At 34.7% G+C, this 17,684-nt stretch carries 16 protein-coding genes; 10 read left to right on the top strand and 6 right to left on the bottom strand.

Translation table 11 applies throughout. The features are described from left to right. The first annotated feature begins 5 nt into the window (after positions 1-5). From CLV33_RS10305 to CLV33_RS10285, 5 genes are all read left to right on the top strand, one after another. Positions 6-1,553, top strand: a complete 1,548-nt coding sequence (locus CLV33_RS10305; RefSeq protein ID WP_105473834.1) for a RagB/SusD family nutrient uptake outer membrane protein — start codon at positions 6-8, stop codon at positions 1,551-1,553. Between the two features lie 27 nt (positions 1,554-1,580). Then, positions 1,581-2,951 (top strand): glycosyl hydrolase, encoded by a 1,371-nt coding sequence (locus CLV33_RS10300; RefSeq protein ID WP_170064004.1) that lies wholly within the window; start codon positions 1,581-1,583, stop codon positions 2,949-2,951. Positions 2,952-3,037: 86 nt separating this feature from the next. Next, the gene (locus CLV33_RS10295) at positions 3,038-3,850 is read left to right on the top strand and encodes a T9SS type A sorting domain-containing protein (RefSeq protein ID WP_105473832.1); all 813 of its coding nucleotides are present in this window, start codon (positions 3,038-3,040) and stop codon (positions 3,848-3,850) included. 98 nt (positions 3,851-3,948) lie between these two features. Continuing rightward, positions 3,949-5,415: a sulfatase-like hydrolase/transferase gene (locus CLV33_RS10290; RefSeq protein ID WP_105473831.1), complete on the top strand. Its 1,467-nt coding sequence runs from the start codon at positions 3,949-3,951 to the stop codon at positions 5,413-5,415. Between the two features lie 40 nt (positions 5,416-5,455). Next, positions 5,456-7,114, top strand: coding sequence for a right-handed parallel beta-helix repeat-containing protein (locus CLV33_RS10285; RefSeq protein ID WP_211297558.1), 1,659 nt, complete (start codon positions 5,456-5,458; stop codon positions 7,112-7,114). A 175-nt stretch (positions 7,115-7,289) separates the two neighbouring features. On the opposite strand, the gene CLV33_RS10280 is transcribed toward CLV33_RS10285, so the two are convergent. Together CLV33_RS10280 and CLV33_RS10275 are read right to left on the bottom strand one after the other, a co-directional pair. Continuing rightward, on the bottom strand, positions 7,290-7,655 hold the full coding sequence (locus tag CLV33_RS10280) for a hypothetical protein (RefSeq protein ID WP_105473829.1): 366 nt from the start codon (positions 7,653-7,655) through the stop codon (positions 7,290-7,292). A gap of 89 nt (positions 7,656-7,744) precedes the next feature. Continuing rightward, the gene (locus CLV33_RS10275; RefSeq protein ID WP_244906419.1) at positions 7,745-9,040 is read right to left on the bottom strand and encodes a 3-deoxy-D-manno-octulosonic acid transferase; all 1,296 of its coding nucleotides are present in this window, start codon (positions 9,038-9,040) and stop codon (positions 7,745-7,747) included. 93 nt (positions 9,041-9,133) lie between these two features. Here CLV33_RS10275 and CLV33_RS10270 point away from each other — a divergent pair, with 93 nt between their 5' ends. Both CLV33_RS10270 and galE read left to right on the top strand, forming a co-directional pair. Then, positions 9,134-10,291: a DegT/DnrJ/EryC1/StrS family aminotransferase gene (locus CLV33_RS10270; RefSeq protein WP_105473827.1), complete on the top strand. Its 1,158-nt coding sequence runs from the start codon at positions 9,134-9,136 to the stop codon at positions 10,289-10,291. After that, on the top strand, positions 10,284-11,303 hold the full coding sequence (gene galE / locus CLV33_RS10265) for a UDP-glucose 4-epimerase GalE (RefSeq protein WP_042241629.1): 1,020 nt from the start codon (positions 10,284-10,286) through the stop codon (positions 11,301-11,303). Before CLV33_RS10270 ends, galE begins: the two co-directional genes overlap by 8 nt. A gap of 43 nt (positions 11,304-11,346) precedes the next feature. Here galE and lspA read toward each other — a convergent pair whose 3' ends face one another. The 3 genes from lspA to CLV33_RS10250 form a co-directional block, all read right to left on the bottom strand. Then, positions 11,347-11,841, bottom strand: coding sequence for a signal peptidase II (gene lspA, locus CLV33_RS10260; RefSeq protein WP_105473826.1), 495 nt, complete (start codon positions 11,839-11,841; stop codon positions 11,347-11,349). Then, the gene (gene fabD / locus CLV33_RS10255) at positions 11,842-12,735 is read right to left on the bottom strand and encodes an ACP S-malonyltransferase (RefSeq protein WP_105473825.1); all 894 of its coding nucleotides are present in this window, start codon (positions 12,733-12,735) and stop codon (positions 11,842-11,844) included. It abuts the gene before it with no gap. 178 nt (positions 12,736-12,913) lie between these two features. Next, on the bottom strand, positions 12,914-14,470 hold the full coding sequence (locus CLV33_RS10250) for an NAD(P)/FAD-dependent oxidoreductase (RefSeq protein WP_105473824.1): 1,557 nt from the start codon (positions 14,468-14,470) through the stop codon (positions 12,914-12,916). A 481-nt stretch (positions 14,471-14,951) separates the two neighbouring features. Between CLV33_RS10250 and CLV33_RS10245 the strand changes: the two genes are divergently transcribed. Then, the gene (locus tag CLV33_RS10245) at positions 14,952-15,215 is read left to right on the top strand and encodes a helix-turn-helix domain-containing protein (protein WP_105473823.1); all 264 of its coding nucleotides are present in this window, start codon (positions 14,952-14,954) and stop codon (positions 15,213-15,215) included. Next, the gene (locus tag CLV33_RS10240; RefSeq protein WP_105473822.1) at positions 15,215-15,685 is read left to right on the top strand and encodes a hypothetical protein; all 471 of its coding nucleotides are present in this window, start codon (positions 15,215-15,217) and stop codon (positions 15,683-15,685) included. The genes CLV33_RS10245 and CLV33_RS10240 overlap by 1 nt, the downstream gene beginning before the upstream one ends. 446 nt (positions 15,686-16,131) lie before the next feature. Here CLV33_RS10240 and CLV33_RS10235 read toward each other — a convergent pair whose 3' ends face one another. After that, positions 16,132-17,061 carry a dihydrofolate reductase gene (locus CLV33_RS10235; protein ID WP_105473821.1) on the bottom strand — a complete coding sequence of 310 codons (930 nt, stop codon included), beginning with the start codon at positions 17,059-17,061 and terminating at the stop codon, positions 16,132-16,134. 271 nt (positions 17,062-17,332) lie between these two features. On the opposite strand from CLV33_RS10235, the gene CLV33_RS10230 reads away from it, so the two are divergent. Continuing rightward, complete coding sequence (locus CLV33_RS10230) at positions 17,333-17,629, top strand: isoamylase early set domain-containing protein (protein ID WP_042242059.1); 297 nt, start codon at positions 17,333-17,335, stop codon at positions 17,627-17,629. Positions 17,630-17,684: the final 55 nt, after the last annotated feature.

The raw sequence follows: 17,684 nt of genomic DNA, 5'->3' as shown, positions 1-17,684 counted from the left end.
AAACTATGAGAAAGATAATAATAGCAATATCTATTGCCTTAACACTAACAAATTGTAATGACGATTTTATAGATAAAGCGTCTTTAACACAAATTGCAGAAAATAATTTTTGGACTAGCGAATCTGATGCCTTTTTAGCACTAAATGCTGTCTATTCTACGTTGCAATCAAGAACAATGTATGGTGGGAATTTAAATGGTTTTCAAGGATTTCCAGGATTTGATGGCTTAGGAGACAACGCTTTTAACAATTTTAAATGGGAAGGTCCTGGTAATTTTATGGAAGGAAGGATAGATCCTGCAAGTGGTCCTATACTTCCTATTTGGACCGACCTTTATCAAGGTATAGCTAGAGTAAATTCAGTAATAAAAAACGTAAATGACATATCTGAAGACCTAGTGCCATTAGAAACCAAAAACCAATTACTGGGTCAAGCGTACTTTTTAAGAGCTCTAATGTATTTCAATATAGCTGTTTATTTTGAAGATGCTCCCTTAATCACAGCGCCACAAACACTTCAGGAAGCATTTGTTGCAAAAAGCAGTTATGCCGAAATTACAGCACAGATAAGAGAGGATTTAAAATTTGCAGTAGATTTTTTACCAGTAACTCAGCCAGACGATTTGTATGGGTATGCTACAAAAGGTGCTGCACTTGGCCTTTTTGCTAGAGTACAACTTTATAACAAACAATACGATGGTGAATTTGGAGTGCTAGCTCTAACGCAAGAAGCTATGGGCTTAGGGTATGCATTACATCCAGATTATGCAGCTTTATTTACACCAGAAAACGAAACGTCTCCAGAGGTAGTTTTTTCTATTCGTTTCTTAAGAGGCGACGATACTAATAATGGTGAAAGGTTTTCTGGAACATTTAATGCTTTCCCAAAAGGAGATTTGCGCCCTATGCCAAATTTAGCAAACGATTACTATTGTACTGATGGTTTGCCTATTACAACATCACCTTTGTACAACCCATCAAACAGAGGAGCGAATAGAGATCCTAGAGCTACCGCTACTATTTATTATGGTGGAGAAGTTTGGTTAACAGAGCCGCTTAGAACATTTCAAAGTAATGGTCCAACAACATTCGGAACTAAAAAATATATTAGAACAGGTCCTGATGCCGATGGAAATGCACCTTTTACTGATGGTTCCCAAGATTTTTATGTAATACGTTATGCTGATATTTTATTGATGCGTGCAGAGGCTTTGGCTGAAACAGGAGACATTTCTGGGGCTGCTCAATTAGTAAATCAAATAAGAGCTAGAGTAGGTATGCCCAGTGTAGAAGATGTTGAAGGAAGTGTTAACCAACAACAAATGATAGAGATTGTGAAACACGAAAGACGTGTTGAGCTTGCTATGGAAGGCCTACGTTTTATGGATTTAAAACGTTGGGGAGAAATAGAAGACGCTTTTAACAGGGCTATTGCAGACCCTGTTGGACCTTACAATCCACAATATCAAGGTGGAAAATCTGAGGTATTCCCAATTCCTCAAGCAGAAATTGATGTTAATCCTAATTTGGTACAACATCCAGACTGGCAATAAGTTAAAGTTGAATTAAATAAAATGAAAATGAAAAAGTTTAAAATGATACTATTATGCTTGGTAATATTTTCAAGCTGTGAAAAAAATGTAATAGGAGACTTTGATGGTGTGGCTGCTGAACCCTTTTTCCCTGAAGAGGAAATTCCTCAATTATCCGATGCAGAAAAATTAAAAAAGAGAGGTATTGCTTATACAAATAACAAAGCGGCATGGTCTCACAAAACCCATGAACTTGCGGCGCATTGGATGTATAGCTGGGGTAGGGAACTCAAAGAAGAAATTCCAGAAAATGTAGAATTTGTGCCTATGTTTTGGGGTAAAGGTTCGGTAAACGATACAGAACTTGCCAAAATAAAACAACTTATAGACGAAGGTAAGGTTAAATATGTTTTAGGTTTTAACGAGCCCGATGGTGCTTCTCAAGCTAACATGACGGTTGATGAAGCCATAGCCTTGTGGCCTAAACTAGAAGAATTAGGCGTGCCGTTAGGCTCTCCGGCAACTGTTGGTCCACTTAACAATTGGATGAAAGAGTTCATGCAAAAAGCAGAGGAATTGGAACTGAGAATTGATTTTGTAACAGTACATAGTTACGGAGGCCCAAACGTACTAAGTTTTTTAAATATGCTAAAAAATACTTACAAAGAATACAAAAAGCCTATTTGGATTACAGAATTTGCAGTAGCAGATTGGAGTGCTAGTTCTGCAGCAAACAATAAACACAGTGAGGCAGACGTCATAAATTTTATGAGTGAAGCTCTACCTGTACTAGATAATCTGGATTGGATACACCGTTATGCTTGGTTTGATGGATTTGGTAGAGCACCATTGGCACCTTCTGCTTTGTTTGATGCCGATGGCAAAATTACTGCTTTAGGTGAAGTATATGCTGAGATTAACCCAAATACCGAAATAGGCCCTGGACAGGATACCGAATTTGTTGTAGTAGCAGACCCCAATGAATTAATTGAAAATGGAGGGTTTGAAACTGGGCAGAAGGCACCATGGAAAGGTTATAACAATAATGTTTTAAACACTAGCGGTGGTGCAAATACGGGCAATTTTTTTGGTAGAGCAGGAACTGATGATAAAGATGGTTCGTTTTTTACAGTTGCTGAGGTAGAACCTGGTAAAACCTATACGCTTAAGTATTTTGCAAGATGGAGCAAACCGCTAACCCAAGACCAGCCAGCTTTAAGTTTTGTTGCAAGAAATAATAATGGAAATGATCTTTTATTTCAATTTGAAAATAAATCACCAATAGCTGATACTTGGGAAGAAGTTACTAATGAGTTTGAAATACCAGCAGGTGTTACACAACTTAAAATAGTGTTTTGGAAAGGAGCTACATACCCCGCTTTATTTTTAGATGATGTGTCCTTAAAACTAAAGGAATAACAAATAGGCTTTCATGATTAAAATATTGTGAAAGCCTAAACATAAACCAATGTAAATCAATTTTTAACTATTAAAACTAAATCATTATGAAAAAAATTACTTTTTTATTAGCAGTATTAACCCTATCTATTAGTTATGGGCAAAACCTTCTTTCAGGAGGAGGGTTTGAAGGCCTTACTACAGGAAAAATAACATCAGCATCAACACCTTGGTCATCAGGTATTGGTAATGCTACTTTCCAACCTTCAATTAATTCAAATTCAGCAAATGCCCATACCGGAGACCAATTTTTAAATATGGGGAACGATTTCTCAAATTTCCGTCAAAACATAACTGCAGTTCCTGGTACACAATACACGGTAACATTTTGGAACTTATTTGTTTCTGGTCAGGGGCAACCAGCTAGTACAGACGGTATTTTTGTATCTGTAAGAGACAATTCAGGAGGTAATGGAACACAATTTGATCCTATTATTAGTTTTTATGTAGATCCTTCTACTGTTGATGCTAATTGGAATCAATTTACTTTTGATTTTGTTGCACCTCAAGCAGATTTACTGTTTTTTGTAGCAAAACAATCACGTGCCGCTGGTGGTCCGAATAATTCCGCTAGAATGGATGATTTTAGTATTGTAGAAACACCAACGGCATCGGTGGCCGACTTACAAAAATTCAATTTCAAGTCGTACCCTAATCCTGCAAATAATTTTATAAAACTATCAGCCTCTAAAAATATAGATAAGGTTGAAATATATAGTCTTTTAGGTAAACAAGTTTTTAATAAAACACTTGCTAGTAAAAGCAACGAAATTAACGTTTCTAATCTAGCTAACGGTGTTTATGTAGTAAAAGCATACATTGAAGATGCTGTGGGAACTTATAAGTTTATTAAACAATAAAGCTAGTTTGGTTAATAGTAGTTTGTTTTAGTGAAAGTTAAGGGGTTCTAAAGTATAGCACTTAGAACCTCTTTTTTAACCATTGTTAATAAAATAATATGAATTATGGTGCTATGGTAATACGTTTTAAATTTTTAAAGTCATTTTTCTTATCTGGTATTTTGGTATTGTTATGTGCTTGTGGCAAAAACAAATCAAACCATAATACATTGGCATCAAAAACAGGAGAGGAAAATAATAAACCAAACATTATAGTAATAGTGGTTGATGATGCTGGCTATGTAGATTTTGGTTTTATGGGCAGTAAGGATTTAGAAACACCGCACATAGATAATTTGGCCAGCGATGGTGTTGTTTTTACAGATGCCCATGTTAGCGCTACGGTTTGTGCACCATCAAGAGCAGGTATGCTTACGGGTAAGTATCAACAGCGTTTTGGTTTTGAAGCAAATGGTACTGGAGATGCTATTTCTGGAGATATAGGCTTACCAGATAATGTTATAACTATGGCCGATGTTTTTCAGAAAAACAACTATAAAACTATTGCATTGGGGAAATGGCATTTAGGGGCTACACCATCAGACCATCCTAATAATAGGGGTTTTGATGAGTTTTATGGGTTTTTAGGAGGCGGGAGATCTTATTTTCCAATTCAAAACCCATCAAAAAACCATATGCTTCAAAAAAACGGAGAGCGTGTTATTTTTGATGGCTACCTTACAGATGTTCTTGGAGACCGCTCTGTAAGTTTTGTTGAAGAAAACAAAAACCGGCCATTTTTTATGTATTTGGCTTATAATGCTGTACATACGCCAATGGAAGCTAAAGCTGAAGATTTAAAAAAATATAAAGATCATCCAAGGCAGGTTTTAGCGGCTATGACTTGGTCTTTAGATGAAAACATAGGCAAACTTCGTAACAAACTAAAAGAACTAAAACTATTAGATAATACCCTTATATATTTTATAAGCGATAATGGCGGTGCGCATAACAATAATTCTAAAACAGGTCCTTTAAAAGGGTGGAAAGGGAATAAATTTGAAGGCGGGCAACGTGTACCATTTGTTGTAAGTTGGCCAGGTAAAATAGCAAAACACCAAAAATTTGATGGCTTAACATCCTCGTTAGATATTTTTAGCACTTCCTTAGCTGCCGCTGGTATAGAAAAGGATGATGACTTAATTTTGGATGGCACCAATTTACTACCGTATTTATTAGGTGAAAAACAAGGACATCCTCACGATAAGCTCTTTTGGCGTAAACTTAGTGAAGCGGGGGCTAGAATTGGGAATTATAAACTTATTAGGCTAGAAAATTATGATAGCGTGCTATATGATTTATCGAACGACCTATCTGAAACTACAAATTTAGCAACTACAGATACTGTTGTCTTTAAAAACATATCTAAAAGTTTATTGCATTGGGAATCTCAAATGGTGGCACCACTTTGGCAAGAAGGAAAACCGTGGGAGGATGTTACTTACCACATTCACCAACGTTTAATGAATAATAAACCAGCATTGTATAAAGAACCAAGAGATAAAAGAGCGCTTTTAAATCATTAAAAATCTACAATACAAATTAAAAGTATTTAAACCATAATTATTGAAGAATAATACAATGTCCTTATATTATAAAACCATCATTTTATTTGCAGTTTTTTTGTTTTGTACCAATATGTTTGCCAAAGACTATTTTGTGCATCCTAAAACGGGAAGCGATACAAACACTGGCATTTCTAAAAAGCATGCTTTTAAAAGTTTACAACGTGCTTCAAAAGTAAATTTAAAACCAGGAGACAGACTTTTATTGGCTCATGGTGAAACGTATACAAACGGACTTGTTATTGTTGGAAAAAAAGGAACAGCTCAAAAACCAATTGTAATAACTAGTATTGTGTGGAATTCAAACAAAAGTTTAAGTCCAGCTATAATTAATTTTAAAGGGTTGCCCAATGGCGTTTTAATTGAAGATTCTAGTTTTTTAGAACTTAGTAATATTCAATTGACAGCAAATGGATACTCTGAAGATTCCAAACAAAACTCAAAAATGCGCTGTGGTATTTTGGTAAGGAACAACAACTTAGATGCAATGGGGCATTTAGTAATTAAGAATATTACCATTTATAATATTTATTATGAAAACACTGGTTTTAATAGGGGCAAAGATGAAGTAAGAACAGCAAACGGAACCCAGAAATATGGCTGGGGCATTAGGGTGATGAATAACAAAACAACAATAATTGATGATGTAAAAATCATGAATTGTTCTATTAGTAACGTGTCTCATACAGGTATAAAACTAACAGGTATTAATAAAAATATTTCCAATATTAAGATTTTAGATAATGTTGTAAAACATACAGGAGGCCCAGGTATTCAAATGTCTGGTGTTACATCAGTTTATGTTGCTAACAATACTATTTCGCATTCTGGTAATGCCGACGATACAAGAAAATGGGGACGCGGAAGTGGTTTATGGACTTGGGGTTCTTCACATGTTTTAATCGAAAAAAATGAATTCTTATACGCCAACGGCCCTGGAGATTCGGCTGGCGCCCATATAGATTTTAACTGTGATAATATTGTTTTGCAATATAATATTAGCGCTTATAATGCTGGTGGTTTTTGCGAAATATTAGGTAACAATTATAATTGTGCGTACCGCTATAACATTAGTATAAACGATGGTTACAGGATAAAAGGTAAAAACGGGGCATTCCAAGAAGGAAAAATTTTGTGGTTAAGTGGTTATCAAGGTGGCAACAAAGAACGAAAAGGCCCTGTAAACTCTTATATTTATAATAACACTATTTACAGTGACTCAACAATTGTTTCTAAAATTGCTATAGATAATACTAGTAATGGTATTTTAATTGCAAATAATATTTTTTATTTAGAAGGCGATTCAAAAGCTGTTTTGGGAGATCAATACAAACCAGATAAAGTATCTGGAGATTTGGCAAAAAATGTTTTTTTTAAGAATAATTTATTTCTCAATACTAAAAGTTGGCCAGCAGGTGTAGGTATTGTAGATGAAGCCCCAATTTTTGGGAATCCAGATTTTGTAAATAAAGGAGGGATTAAAGCGGAAGATTACATACCTAAAAATGTATCTTTAATTAAGAATAAAGGCATTTTAGTAAAACTATTGGAAAGTGATGCCAACGGTTTAATTCAATCTTTAGAATTAAAACCAAAAAAAGATATTATAGGAAATGTAATTAAAAACATTCCAAGTTTAGGGGCTATTGAGCCTAAGTGACGATTAGCAGTAACTTTTAAGTAAAAGGTATATTTGCCATAATTTAACTTATTGTTCTATTCATTTGTTTTGCATTCTGTTTCGTACCAGTATCCACTCTTTTCTTAAAATTAATCATAAAAAAACCACCTGTTTAGGTGGTTTCATCATAAATTTTAAAATTAGAAGTCTCTTATTAGTGACTGTCTTTTAATTTATTAGCTTCTTTTTTAGCAGTTTCAACAGCATCGTTAGCAGCTTTTTTAGTAGCATCAACTGCTTTGTCTACAGTTTCTCCAGCTTTCTCTGCAGCACCGTTAGCAGCTTCACCAGCGGCATCAACAGCTTCATCTATTGCATCTCCTGCTTCTTCAGCAGCGTTTTCTACTGCTTCGCCAGCTTCTTCTACGCTGTTTTCTACTGCTTCACCAGCTTCTTCAGCAGCGTCTTCTGTAGCTTCTATTGCATCTTCAACGCTTCCTTCTTTTTTTGTATCTCTACAAGATGTAAAAGATAAACCTAGAGCTAATAATAAGGCTCCTCCTAAAATTAGTTTTTTCATTTTTGTTGTTTTTAGTGTTAATTATTTAGTAGTGCAATATAATCTTATAAATTGTATACACACAAATTTTGTTTTAATTAAAAAACAATTTATATACGTAAGTAATCTAGTATTTGGATGACAGCACCACTTTGTTTCTTTACGAACTCCGAATTTTTAGACCCAGTATTATGCCGAAAGTCACCATCTTCCAGTAGTTTTTTTAGTATATCGTTAAACTGTTTTTGGTTTGCTACTGAAAACATACCGCCATTATTAATAAACGCTTGCGCTTCTGGAAATTTTTTGTGGTTGGGGCCAATAATAATAGGTACTCCAAATACTGCCGGCTCTAGGGTGTTGTGCAAACCGGTTGTTCCCATAGCACCACCAACATAGGCAATATCGGCATAACTATATATTTTAGATAAAAGCCCAATGGTGTCAACTATCAAAACATTATAATCTTTTAATTGCTTTTGGTCTTTTTCAGAATATAGCACTGTTTTTGTGTTTAATTTTGAAGTTAAATCCTTAATTTGATTAGTTTTTATATTATGAGGTGCTACAATAAACTTTATTTCAGTAGGGGTTTCATTATTTATAAAGTCAATAAATAAAGCATCGTCTTCTGGCCATGAGCTCCCTACAACCACACATAAATAATCTTGTTTAAACGTTTCAATGAAATCTAAGGTGTTATTGGTTTTTAGTTGGTTGCTTACACGGTCAAACCTAGTATCGCCTGAAACGGTTGCGTTTTTATAGCCAATAGTAGCTAGTAGTGCTTTAGAGCTTTCATTTTGAGTAAAAATATGATCAAAAGCATATAGGGATTTCCTAAATAGATGCCCATAACTTTTAAAATAGATTTGTTGTGGCCTAAACACAGCAGAAATTAAAATAGCTTTAAGTTTATTCGCTTTTAGGAATTTTAAATAATTGGGCCAAATATCATACTTTACAAATACCGAAAGTTCTGGGTTTACAAGCTTTAAAAACTGTATGGCATTTTTCTGTGTGTCAATTGGTAAATAAACTACAACATCAGCTATTGGGGAGTTTTTTCGAATTTCAAATCCCGAAGGCGAAAAGAAGCTAAGCACAATTTTATGATTTTTATAGTGCGCTCTTAATTTTTCAAATACAGGTAAGCCTTGTTCGTATTCTCCAAGAGATGCACAATGAAACCAAAGGGTTTGGTCCGTTGGTTTAATATGTTGGTTTATAATTTTAAAAGTTTGTTGTCTTCCTGCAACACCAAGTTTAATTTTTGCATTAAAAAGAGCAACAATTTTTAAAATAAAACCTGTAAAACTAATGCCAATATTATATATAAATTGCAAGGTCATCATCTTTACCGCTAAAATACATTTCTTTACAACAATTCTATGGATAGCGTTCATGAATTTTGTAAATTTGTAGACCTAAAACTCAATGTGAGTATATTTAAAATTAGGTCATTTAGTTTATGTAAATCCGACCTTCAAATTTTCAGCATGAAGAAAATTCAAATGGTAGACCTTAAAGGTCAATACAACGATATAAAAGATGTTGTTAACTCTTCTATAGAAAACGTAATTGAAAACACTGCTTTTATAAATGGACCAAAGGTTCATGAATTTCAAAAGAATTTAGAAGCTTATTTGGGCGTAAAGCATGTTATTCCATGTGCCAATGGTACTGATGCATTACAAATTGCAATGATGGGGTTGGGCTTAAAACCTGGCGACGAGGTAATAACCGCAGATTTTACATTTGCTGCCACTGTTGAGGTTATAGCCCTATTAAATCTTACCCCTGTTTTGGTAGATGTAAATAAAGATGATTTTAATATAGATATTGAAGCTATAAAAAAGGCAATTACACCAAAAACAAAAGCCATTGTGCCTGTACATCTATTTGGGCAATGTGCTAATATGGAAGCAATTCTAGAAATAGCCAAGGCACACAACCTGTTTGTAATTGAAGATAACGCACAGGCAATAGGTGCAAATTACACTTACAAAAACGGAACAAAAGCAAAAGCAGGTACTATTGGCAATGTTGGTGCTACGTCTTTTTTTCCTTCTAAAAATTTAGGCGCCTATGGTGATGGCGGTGCAATTTTTACTAACGATGACGATTTGGCACACACCATTAGGGGCATAGTAAACCATGGTATGTACGAACGTTACCATCATGATGTAGTTGGGGTTAATTCTCGTTTAGATAGCATTCAAGCGGCTGTACTAGATGCAAAATTGCCAAAACTTGATGGTTATAACAAAGCGCGACAAATGGCCGCAAAAAAATACAATGCAGCTTTTAAGGGTATAGATGCCATTATTACACCTCACCTTAGTAACGGCTGTGGTGAAACTATTTGTGATACTTGCGACTGTCACGTATTTCATCAATATACTTTAAAAGTAAAGGATGTAGACAGAGATGCGCTTGTAAAACATTTAAACGAACAGGGAATACCTTGTGGTGTATACTACCCAATTCCGCTTCACAAGCAGAAGGCTTATACAGACGAAAGATATAATGAAGCAGATTTTCCAGTAACCAATCAGTTGGTAAAAGAAGTAATTTCGTTACCAATGCATACCGAATTGGATGATGAACAAATTGAATTTATTACAGCAACTATTATAAAATTTATAAATGGATAAAATACTAGTAACAGGCGGATTAGGTTTTATAGGCTCTCATACCGTTGTAGAATTACAAAATGAAGGCTATGAAGTTGTAATTATCGATGACTTGTCCAACGCTTCAGAAAACGTTTTAGATGGCATAACCAACATTACTGGAAAAACCCCAATTTTTGAAAAATTAGACTTAAAAGATAAGGCAGGAGTTGAAGCATTCTTTAAAAAACATAACGATATTAAAGGTGTAATTCACTTTGCGGCGAGTAAAGCAGTTGGCGAAAGTGTACAGGAGCCCTTGTTGTATTATGAAAACAATATCGCAACCTTGGTTTATATACTAAAGGAATTAAAAAAGTTACCAGCTGCTAGTTTTATATTTAGTTCGTCTTGTACCGTTTATGGACAAGCCGATGAATTACCAATTACAGAAAATGCACCAGTAAAAAAGGCAGAGTCTCCTTATGGTAATACAAAGCAAATTGGAGAAGAAATAATACAAGATACGTGTAAAGTGGTGCCAACTTTAAACGCTATAGCTTTACGTTATTTTAATCCTATTGGAGCACACGAATCGGTAGAAATTGGTGAATTACCTCTAGGTGTACCTCAAAATTTAGTGCCTTTTATTACCCAAACCGCCATAGGTTTGCGTGAGCAATTATCTGTTTTTGGAGACGATTACCCTACACCAGATGGTACTTGCATTAGAGATTATATTCATGTTGTAGATTTGGCGAAAGCGCATGTTGTAGCTTTAAACAGATTGCTAAAAGGAAAAAACAAAGCCAATTACGAAACCTTTAACCTAGGTACAGGAAAAGGAAGCTCTGTTTTAGAAGTTGTAAAATCTTTTGAGCGTGTTTCTGGAAAAAAATTAAATTATAAAATTGTTGGCAGACGCGAAGGCGATGTTATTTCAGCTTATGCAGATACTAATAAAGCCAATAACGAACTGGGTTGGAAAACAGAACTTACGCTAGACGAAGCAATGCTTTCGGCATGGAAATGGGAGCAGAAAGTAAGGAGTTAATCTTATAAAAAAGTTTATACACATTAAAAGCCATTCTTACAATTTAAGATTGGCTTTTCTTTTTTCTAAACATCTTAACCACTAAAATTATCATACCTGTAGTTACAGATAAATCTGCGAAATTAAAAATACCAGTTCGTATAACATCTGTAACATGTATGTATAAAAAGTCGGTTACACTTCCATAGGCAAACCTATCGTAAACGTTTGCAATTCCGCCACCAATAATACTTGCAAAAGCAAAAAGCGACCAAGTATCTAAACTTTTATCTTGTATAACATGCCTTAATACCAAACCTAGAACTATTACGGGTAATATAAGCAGAAGTATTAGCTTAAGTGTTGGATTTAAATCACCACCCATACCTAAAAAAGCACCATCGTTTTCTACATTCATTAGCTGCAAAAAATCGCCAATAATAGGGGAGGTCGATCCTGCTTCAACATAAGTTCTTACCAGTACTTTTGAAATCTGATCAACAGCAATAGTTAAGAGAATAGTAATAAAAATAAAGGTGTTGCGACGCGTAATTTTCATCTAAGAATTGGCTTCAAAAGTTGCAGATTCAGTTTGTGCGTCCCTGTTAATTTTCTTTACCAAGCCTTGTAGTACTTTGCCTGGACCAACTTCGGTAAATAACGTGGCGCCGTCAGTAATCATTTGTTGCACAGATTGTGTCCAACGCACAGGTGCTGTTAATTGAGAAATAAGGTTTGCTTTAATAGCAGATGCATCAGTAACAGCGCTGGCAGTTACATTTTGATAAATAGGACAATTAGGTTTGCTAAACGTAGTATTCTCAATGGCAGCAGCTAATTCTTCGCGAGCAGGCTCCATTAAAGGCGAATGAAACGCACCACCAACGGGCAATACCAAAGCTCTACGTGCACCTTCGGCCTTTAAGGTTTCACAGGCTTTGTTAATGGCTTCAACTTCACCAGAAATTACCAGTTGCCCAGGGCAGTTATAGTTTGCGGCAACCACAACACCTTCGGTACTGGCACATATGTTTTCAACAATATCATCATCTAAACCTAAAACAGCTGCCATGGTACTTGGTTGCAATTCGCAAGCTTTTTGCATTGCCAAAGCACGTTGCGATACTAATTTTAAGCCATCTTCGAAATTTAAACTACCATTGGCTACCAGAGCCGAAAATTCTCCAAGAGAATGGCCTGCAACCATATCTGGCTTAAAACTTTCTCCTAAGGTTTTTGCTAAAATTACTGAATGTAAAAATATAGCGGGTTGTGTTACCTTGGTTTCTTTTAAATCTTCGGCACTGCCTTCAAACATAATGTCTGTAATGGAAAATCCAAGAATCTCATTGGCTTGTTCAAATAATTCTTGTGCTAAAGGTGAATTTTCATAAAGGTCTAATCCCATTCCGGAGAATTGTGCGCCTTGACCTGGAAATATATATGCGTTCATGGTTGTTTCTTTTTTAGTGCTGCAAAAATAGGAATAAATTTTTGGAAGCAATGCCCCTGTTTTTTAAAGTTGCGGGTTTGCGTTAGGGATTGCAGTGGAAAGCCCACAGCCCGACGAAGGAGGTGCGAGGACTTGCAGCGGAAAGCCCGACCCTTGTGGTAACGCCCAAATAAAAAAATTACAAATTTCCAGTTGCGGCCTCAGCACAACGTTCGCCATCCATAGCAGCCGAAACAATACCGCCTGCATAACCACCACCTTCGCCACAGGGATATAGATTGGAAATTTCTGGATGCGCCAAACGCTCGTTTCTAGGGATACAAACAGGCGATGAGGTTCTAGATTCTACACCAACAATATTGGCTTCTTCAGTATAATACCCCTTCATTTTTTGTCCGAAAGTTTGAAACCCTTTTCTAAGTCTGCTTCCTATTAATTTTGGCAATAAAGAGTGAAGCGGTGCCGCTTTTAAACCGGGTTGATAAGAACTATTGTTTAAATTTGACGATAGTTTACCTTCTACAAAATCGGTTAATCTTTGTGCAGGTGCGGTTTGACTTCTGCCTCCTGATGTGAAGGCTAATTTTTCTAAATTCTTTTGATATTCCAAACCTTTTAAGGCACCAAACTGTTCGTATTTAGGCAAATCCTTAGCAACATCTATTTCTACAACAATGCCGGAATTTGCATATAAATTGTTTCTTTTGGAAGGCGACATGCCGTTTACCACTACTTCGCCATTGGCTGTGGCCGCGGGTACAATAAAGCCACCAGGACACATACAAAACGAATACACGCCTCGGTTATTAACTTGTTGCACCAAACTATACGATGCAGCCGGAAGCAGTTCATGTCGCTCACCACTGCAATGGTATTGAATACTATCAATAATATGCTGCGGGTGCTCCACCCGAACACCCATAGCAAAAGACTTGGCCTCTAATGCAATATGTTTTTTATGGAGTAAATAAAAAATGTCTCGCGCCGAATGTCCTGTGGCTAAAATAACTTTGGCAACAGCCATTTCTTCCGTATTATTAAGCTGAATGGTTGTTATGGCGCCATTTTTCAAAGTAAAATCTGTAACTCGGGTTTCAAAATAAATTTCGCCACCATATTTTAAAATGGTTTCCCTAATATTTTGCACCACCTTTGGGAGTTTATTGGTGCCAATATGCGGGTGCGCATCCACAAGAATTTGGTCGGTTGCGCCATGAAATACGAGGTTTTCGAAGATACGGCGTACATCACCGCGCTTTAAGCTACGCGTGTAAAGTTTACCATCGCTATAGGTACCTGCACCACCTTCGCCAAAACAGTAGTTGGAATTTTCGTTTACAATATGGTCTTGGTTAATGGCTTTTAAATCCCTGCGACGGTCTTGTACATTTTTACCACGCTCTAAAACTACGGGCTTAAACCCAAGTTCTATACAACGTAAAGCGGCATACATGCCTGCTGGCCCAAAACCAATAATATGGATGGGTTTTGAGTTTGATACATCTTTATAATCAAATTGATATTCGGAAGTTTTAGGTAAGGTTTCCCGAATATAAACTGCAACCTTATAGTTGAAAATTATTTTTGGCTTTCTGGCATCAATAGACTTTCTTAGTACTTTTACTCCCGTAATATCTTCTTTGTCAATATCTAGTTTTAATGCAGATTTTAGCACTAGAATATTGCTAATTTCCTCCTCCTTAAGTGTAATACGAAGTTGTATCTCTTTTACCATGCGGCAAAATTACTGAAAATTGAAATAGGAATTTTGAAAAAGAAAATTGGAGAGGTGGTTTGGTGGTTTTTGTTTATTGAAGTGTTTTGCTTTTTTTATTTAGTTTTATGTTTGGTGTTGTCTATTTCAGATATATTTCGTCTTTCAATTAACTAGCGTATAGCCAAAAACAATGTTTTGTATATTCAGTCAATCCTGTTAGTTTTCTGCGACAGGTAATGTATAAGCATCTGCTGCATTTCTTGTATGGTTTAACATGACTTATTATGTTTTTAGTTTTCTTTGGAAAATAAGTTTTTCTTACAACTTTTTCAGTTACTTTCTTAACGATTTCTCCACTTGCAACTGTCCTTACCATTTCGTTCCATTTTTTTTTAAATAGAAAAGGATTTCTTCTGTAACCTATGTTAAAAAAGAAGCGCGCACCAAATGATACGTATTGTATGTTGATTTAAGCATACAATATGTATAGTTTCGATCTATGATAAATAAATTTCTTTTAAAAGAATTTGGTGATAGAATACGCTACTTAAGAACGCAAGAAAACTTAAGTCAAGAACAATTATCATACAAAACAGGATTCCATAGAACTTATATTGGGATGATAGAAAGAGCTGAACGAAATATTTCACTGACCAATATGGCAATTTTTGCAAAAGCCTTCAATTTAACCCTTGATGAACTCTTAAAGTTTGATAATGCAAAAAAACTATTAAAAAAATATGAACTAAAAGCTGAAGGTTAATGTCAAGAAAACATTCTTTTAAGTTGACATTATCAAATAATGTTACAGAAAAACAAGGAATTAACTACCTTATTGAAGAACAGACGGGGTTTTTTAAAATTGACAAGGAAATGAAAAGGGAGCTTTTAGATAGAGTAAATATTCCTCATAATTTTTTACAATCTTTTGATATGGTTTATATACCAAAATTGAAAGGAATTAAATTTGAAAAAGATTATGTAGAAACCCATCTGGATGATATACTATTTATTGAATTAAAAACGACAAAAAAATATCTCCCTGATAATCCAAAAGGTTTCTTTTTTGGAGCAACAGAAAATGAATTTAATTTCGGGAAATTATTAGGAGATAGATTTAGATTTTGCTTTGTTTGCTTAAATGAAAAGTCACCTTCTTATGTAATGCTAACTATTGAAGAATTAGAAAAAATTATTAGAAATAAAAGAATTCAATTTCAGATTAATTTATGATTAATTTGCCAAAAATGAAATAAAATAATTTTGTAATCTTTTCTAGAACATTCATCATTCGAGAGTTTGTAAATTAAAGGGTGGATTGAGTGATAAGCTTTGTTTTCTTTTTCAATTACCTCTTTCATATGGTCAGGATAATTATTATTGAAATTTTCCGTTCAATTTTATAATTCACTGATTATCCAAATTTTATTTTCTATCATCGTTTTTTGCTGTGTTGGAGATTTAAGTAATTGTTTTAATTATTGTGACAAGGAGTAAAAGCGGATATAAAAAACTTCTAAATACATTGTGCTTTTTAAAATGATTTTAAAATCTCAAATTATTTGTGTGGTTGAAGGCGTTAAAAAGTTTATGTAAATTTCTCACAAATTCAAGCAGCGTACCACAAAAAAACCACCTTATTTTCATAAAGTGGTTTGTAAATTTTTCTTGGTATTTTATTATATCCGTTCGTAAGTAATAAACGAAAACTCATAATTGTGGTTTGCATCTTTTTGGTGGAATGTGTTGTGGGTTTCTTTCCAAACCTTAGGATCTATTTCAGGGAAAAAAGCATCGGCCTCAAAACTTTCGTGTACGCGGGTAAGCTCTATTTTGTCGGCAATTGGTAGAGCTTGTTTGTAAATTTCCCCGCCGCCAATAATAAAAGGTTGTTTGTCGCCTCTAGATGCATCTATGGCATCTTCGAGCGAATTTACCACAATGACGCCCAAAGGCACTTTATAGTCGGTTTGTCGTGTTATAACTACATGTGTTCTGTTAGGTAATGGTTTGGGGAAACTTTCAAAAGTTTTACGCCCCATAATAATATGGTGGCCACTTGTAAGGGCTTTAAAACGTTTTAAGTCGTCGCCCAAATGCCAAATAAGTTGGTTGCCTTTTCCAATTGCATTATTCTCGGCAGCAGCTACTATAATGGTGAGTTGTGAGTTTTTTGTGGTTTTAGGGTTAGGTTTAGGGGCGTTCATTTCATCAAAAACTTCACTTTTAGCTTGTAGTTCCTCTTCTTTTCTAAACCCTTCTTTTAATGTATCAATTCTAGCCTGTTGTTTTGCTACCAATTTTTCCAATTGTTTTTGCTCCCAAGCTTTTCCCATAAATTTATGGGTAATAAAAACGTTAAATAAATGGTATATAAATAAAAATAGCCAAATTAAAATAGCATATACAAACCAATTAATACCCGCAATTGTAAAATCCCTGCCTATGCCCAGAACTGTATTTGCAACAATAAGTAGCACACAACCAATCAAAAATAAAACAAAATGCGCATATAAACGCTTTTTTTGTTTTATGCGTTTTTGTGCATTTTCTATTAGCTCTAGCTGCTCCTTATCAATTTGTGGCTGTTGTTTTTTCTTTCCAAACATAATCTTAAATAAAAAGGTAAAGTTAAAGTTTTTTTGGTGAACCTAGTAACTTAGAATAGCGAAAACGTTTTCGGTTGGAAACCTCTGAAAATCAACAGAAAAACAAAAAAATATATTGTTAATACTTCAATTTTGCTATTAAATTTTTCACATACATTAAAAGAAATAGAGCGCATATTATTAAAATGATAATTATTTTAATATTAGCATTTTAAATGTATGCTGAATAGGATTGTTTTATAAATTTGCACTGTAATTAAACACTTATATTATGGCTATTAAAAAACAGTATTTAAAGAGTAAACCTATATGTAAAGTAACATTTTCTATTGAGGCGGAAGATGCAAAAAAAGTTGCGGTTGTAGGCAGTTTTAATGATTGGAACGCAAAAAAAGCGCCACTAAAAAAATTAAAGAATGGTACATTTAAAGGTACTGTAGATTTAGAGAAAGACAATTCATACGAGTTTAAATATGTGGTAGATGGGGAGTATGTAAACGATTCAGCTGCCGATGCTTATGCATGGAACGATTTTGCAGGTGCCGAAAATAGTGTTGTAACTGTTTAAGGTTAGGTTTTAAAAAAATTAGTAAAAGCACTTTCTTTTTAGAGGGTGCTTTTTT

The sequence above is a fragment of the Jejuia pallidilutea genome, assembly GCF_002973595.1.
In the GTDB taxonomy this organism is placed as follows: Bacteria; Bacteroidota; Bacteroidia; order Flavobacteriales; family Flavobacteriaceae; genus Jejuia; species Jejuia pallidilutea.
The sequence above is the reverse complement of the archived record's forward strand: the minus strand, read 5'-3'. Positions and strand labels throughout refer to the sequence as shown.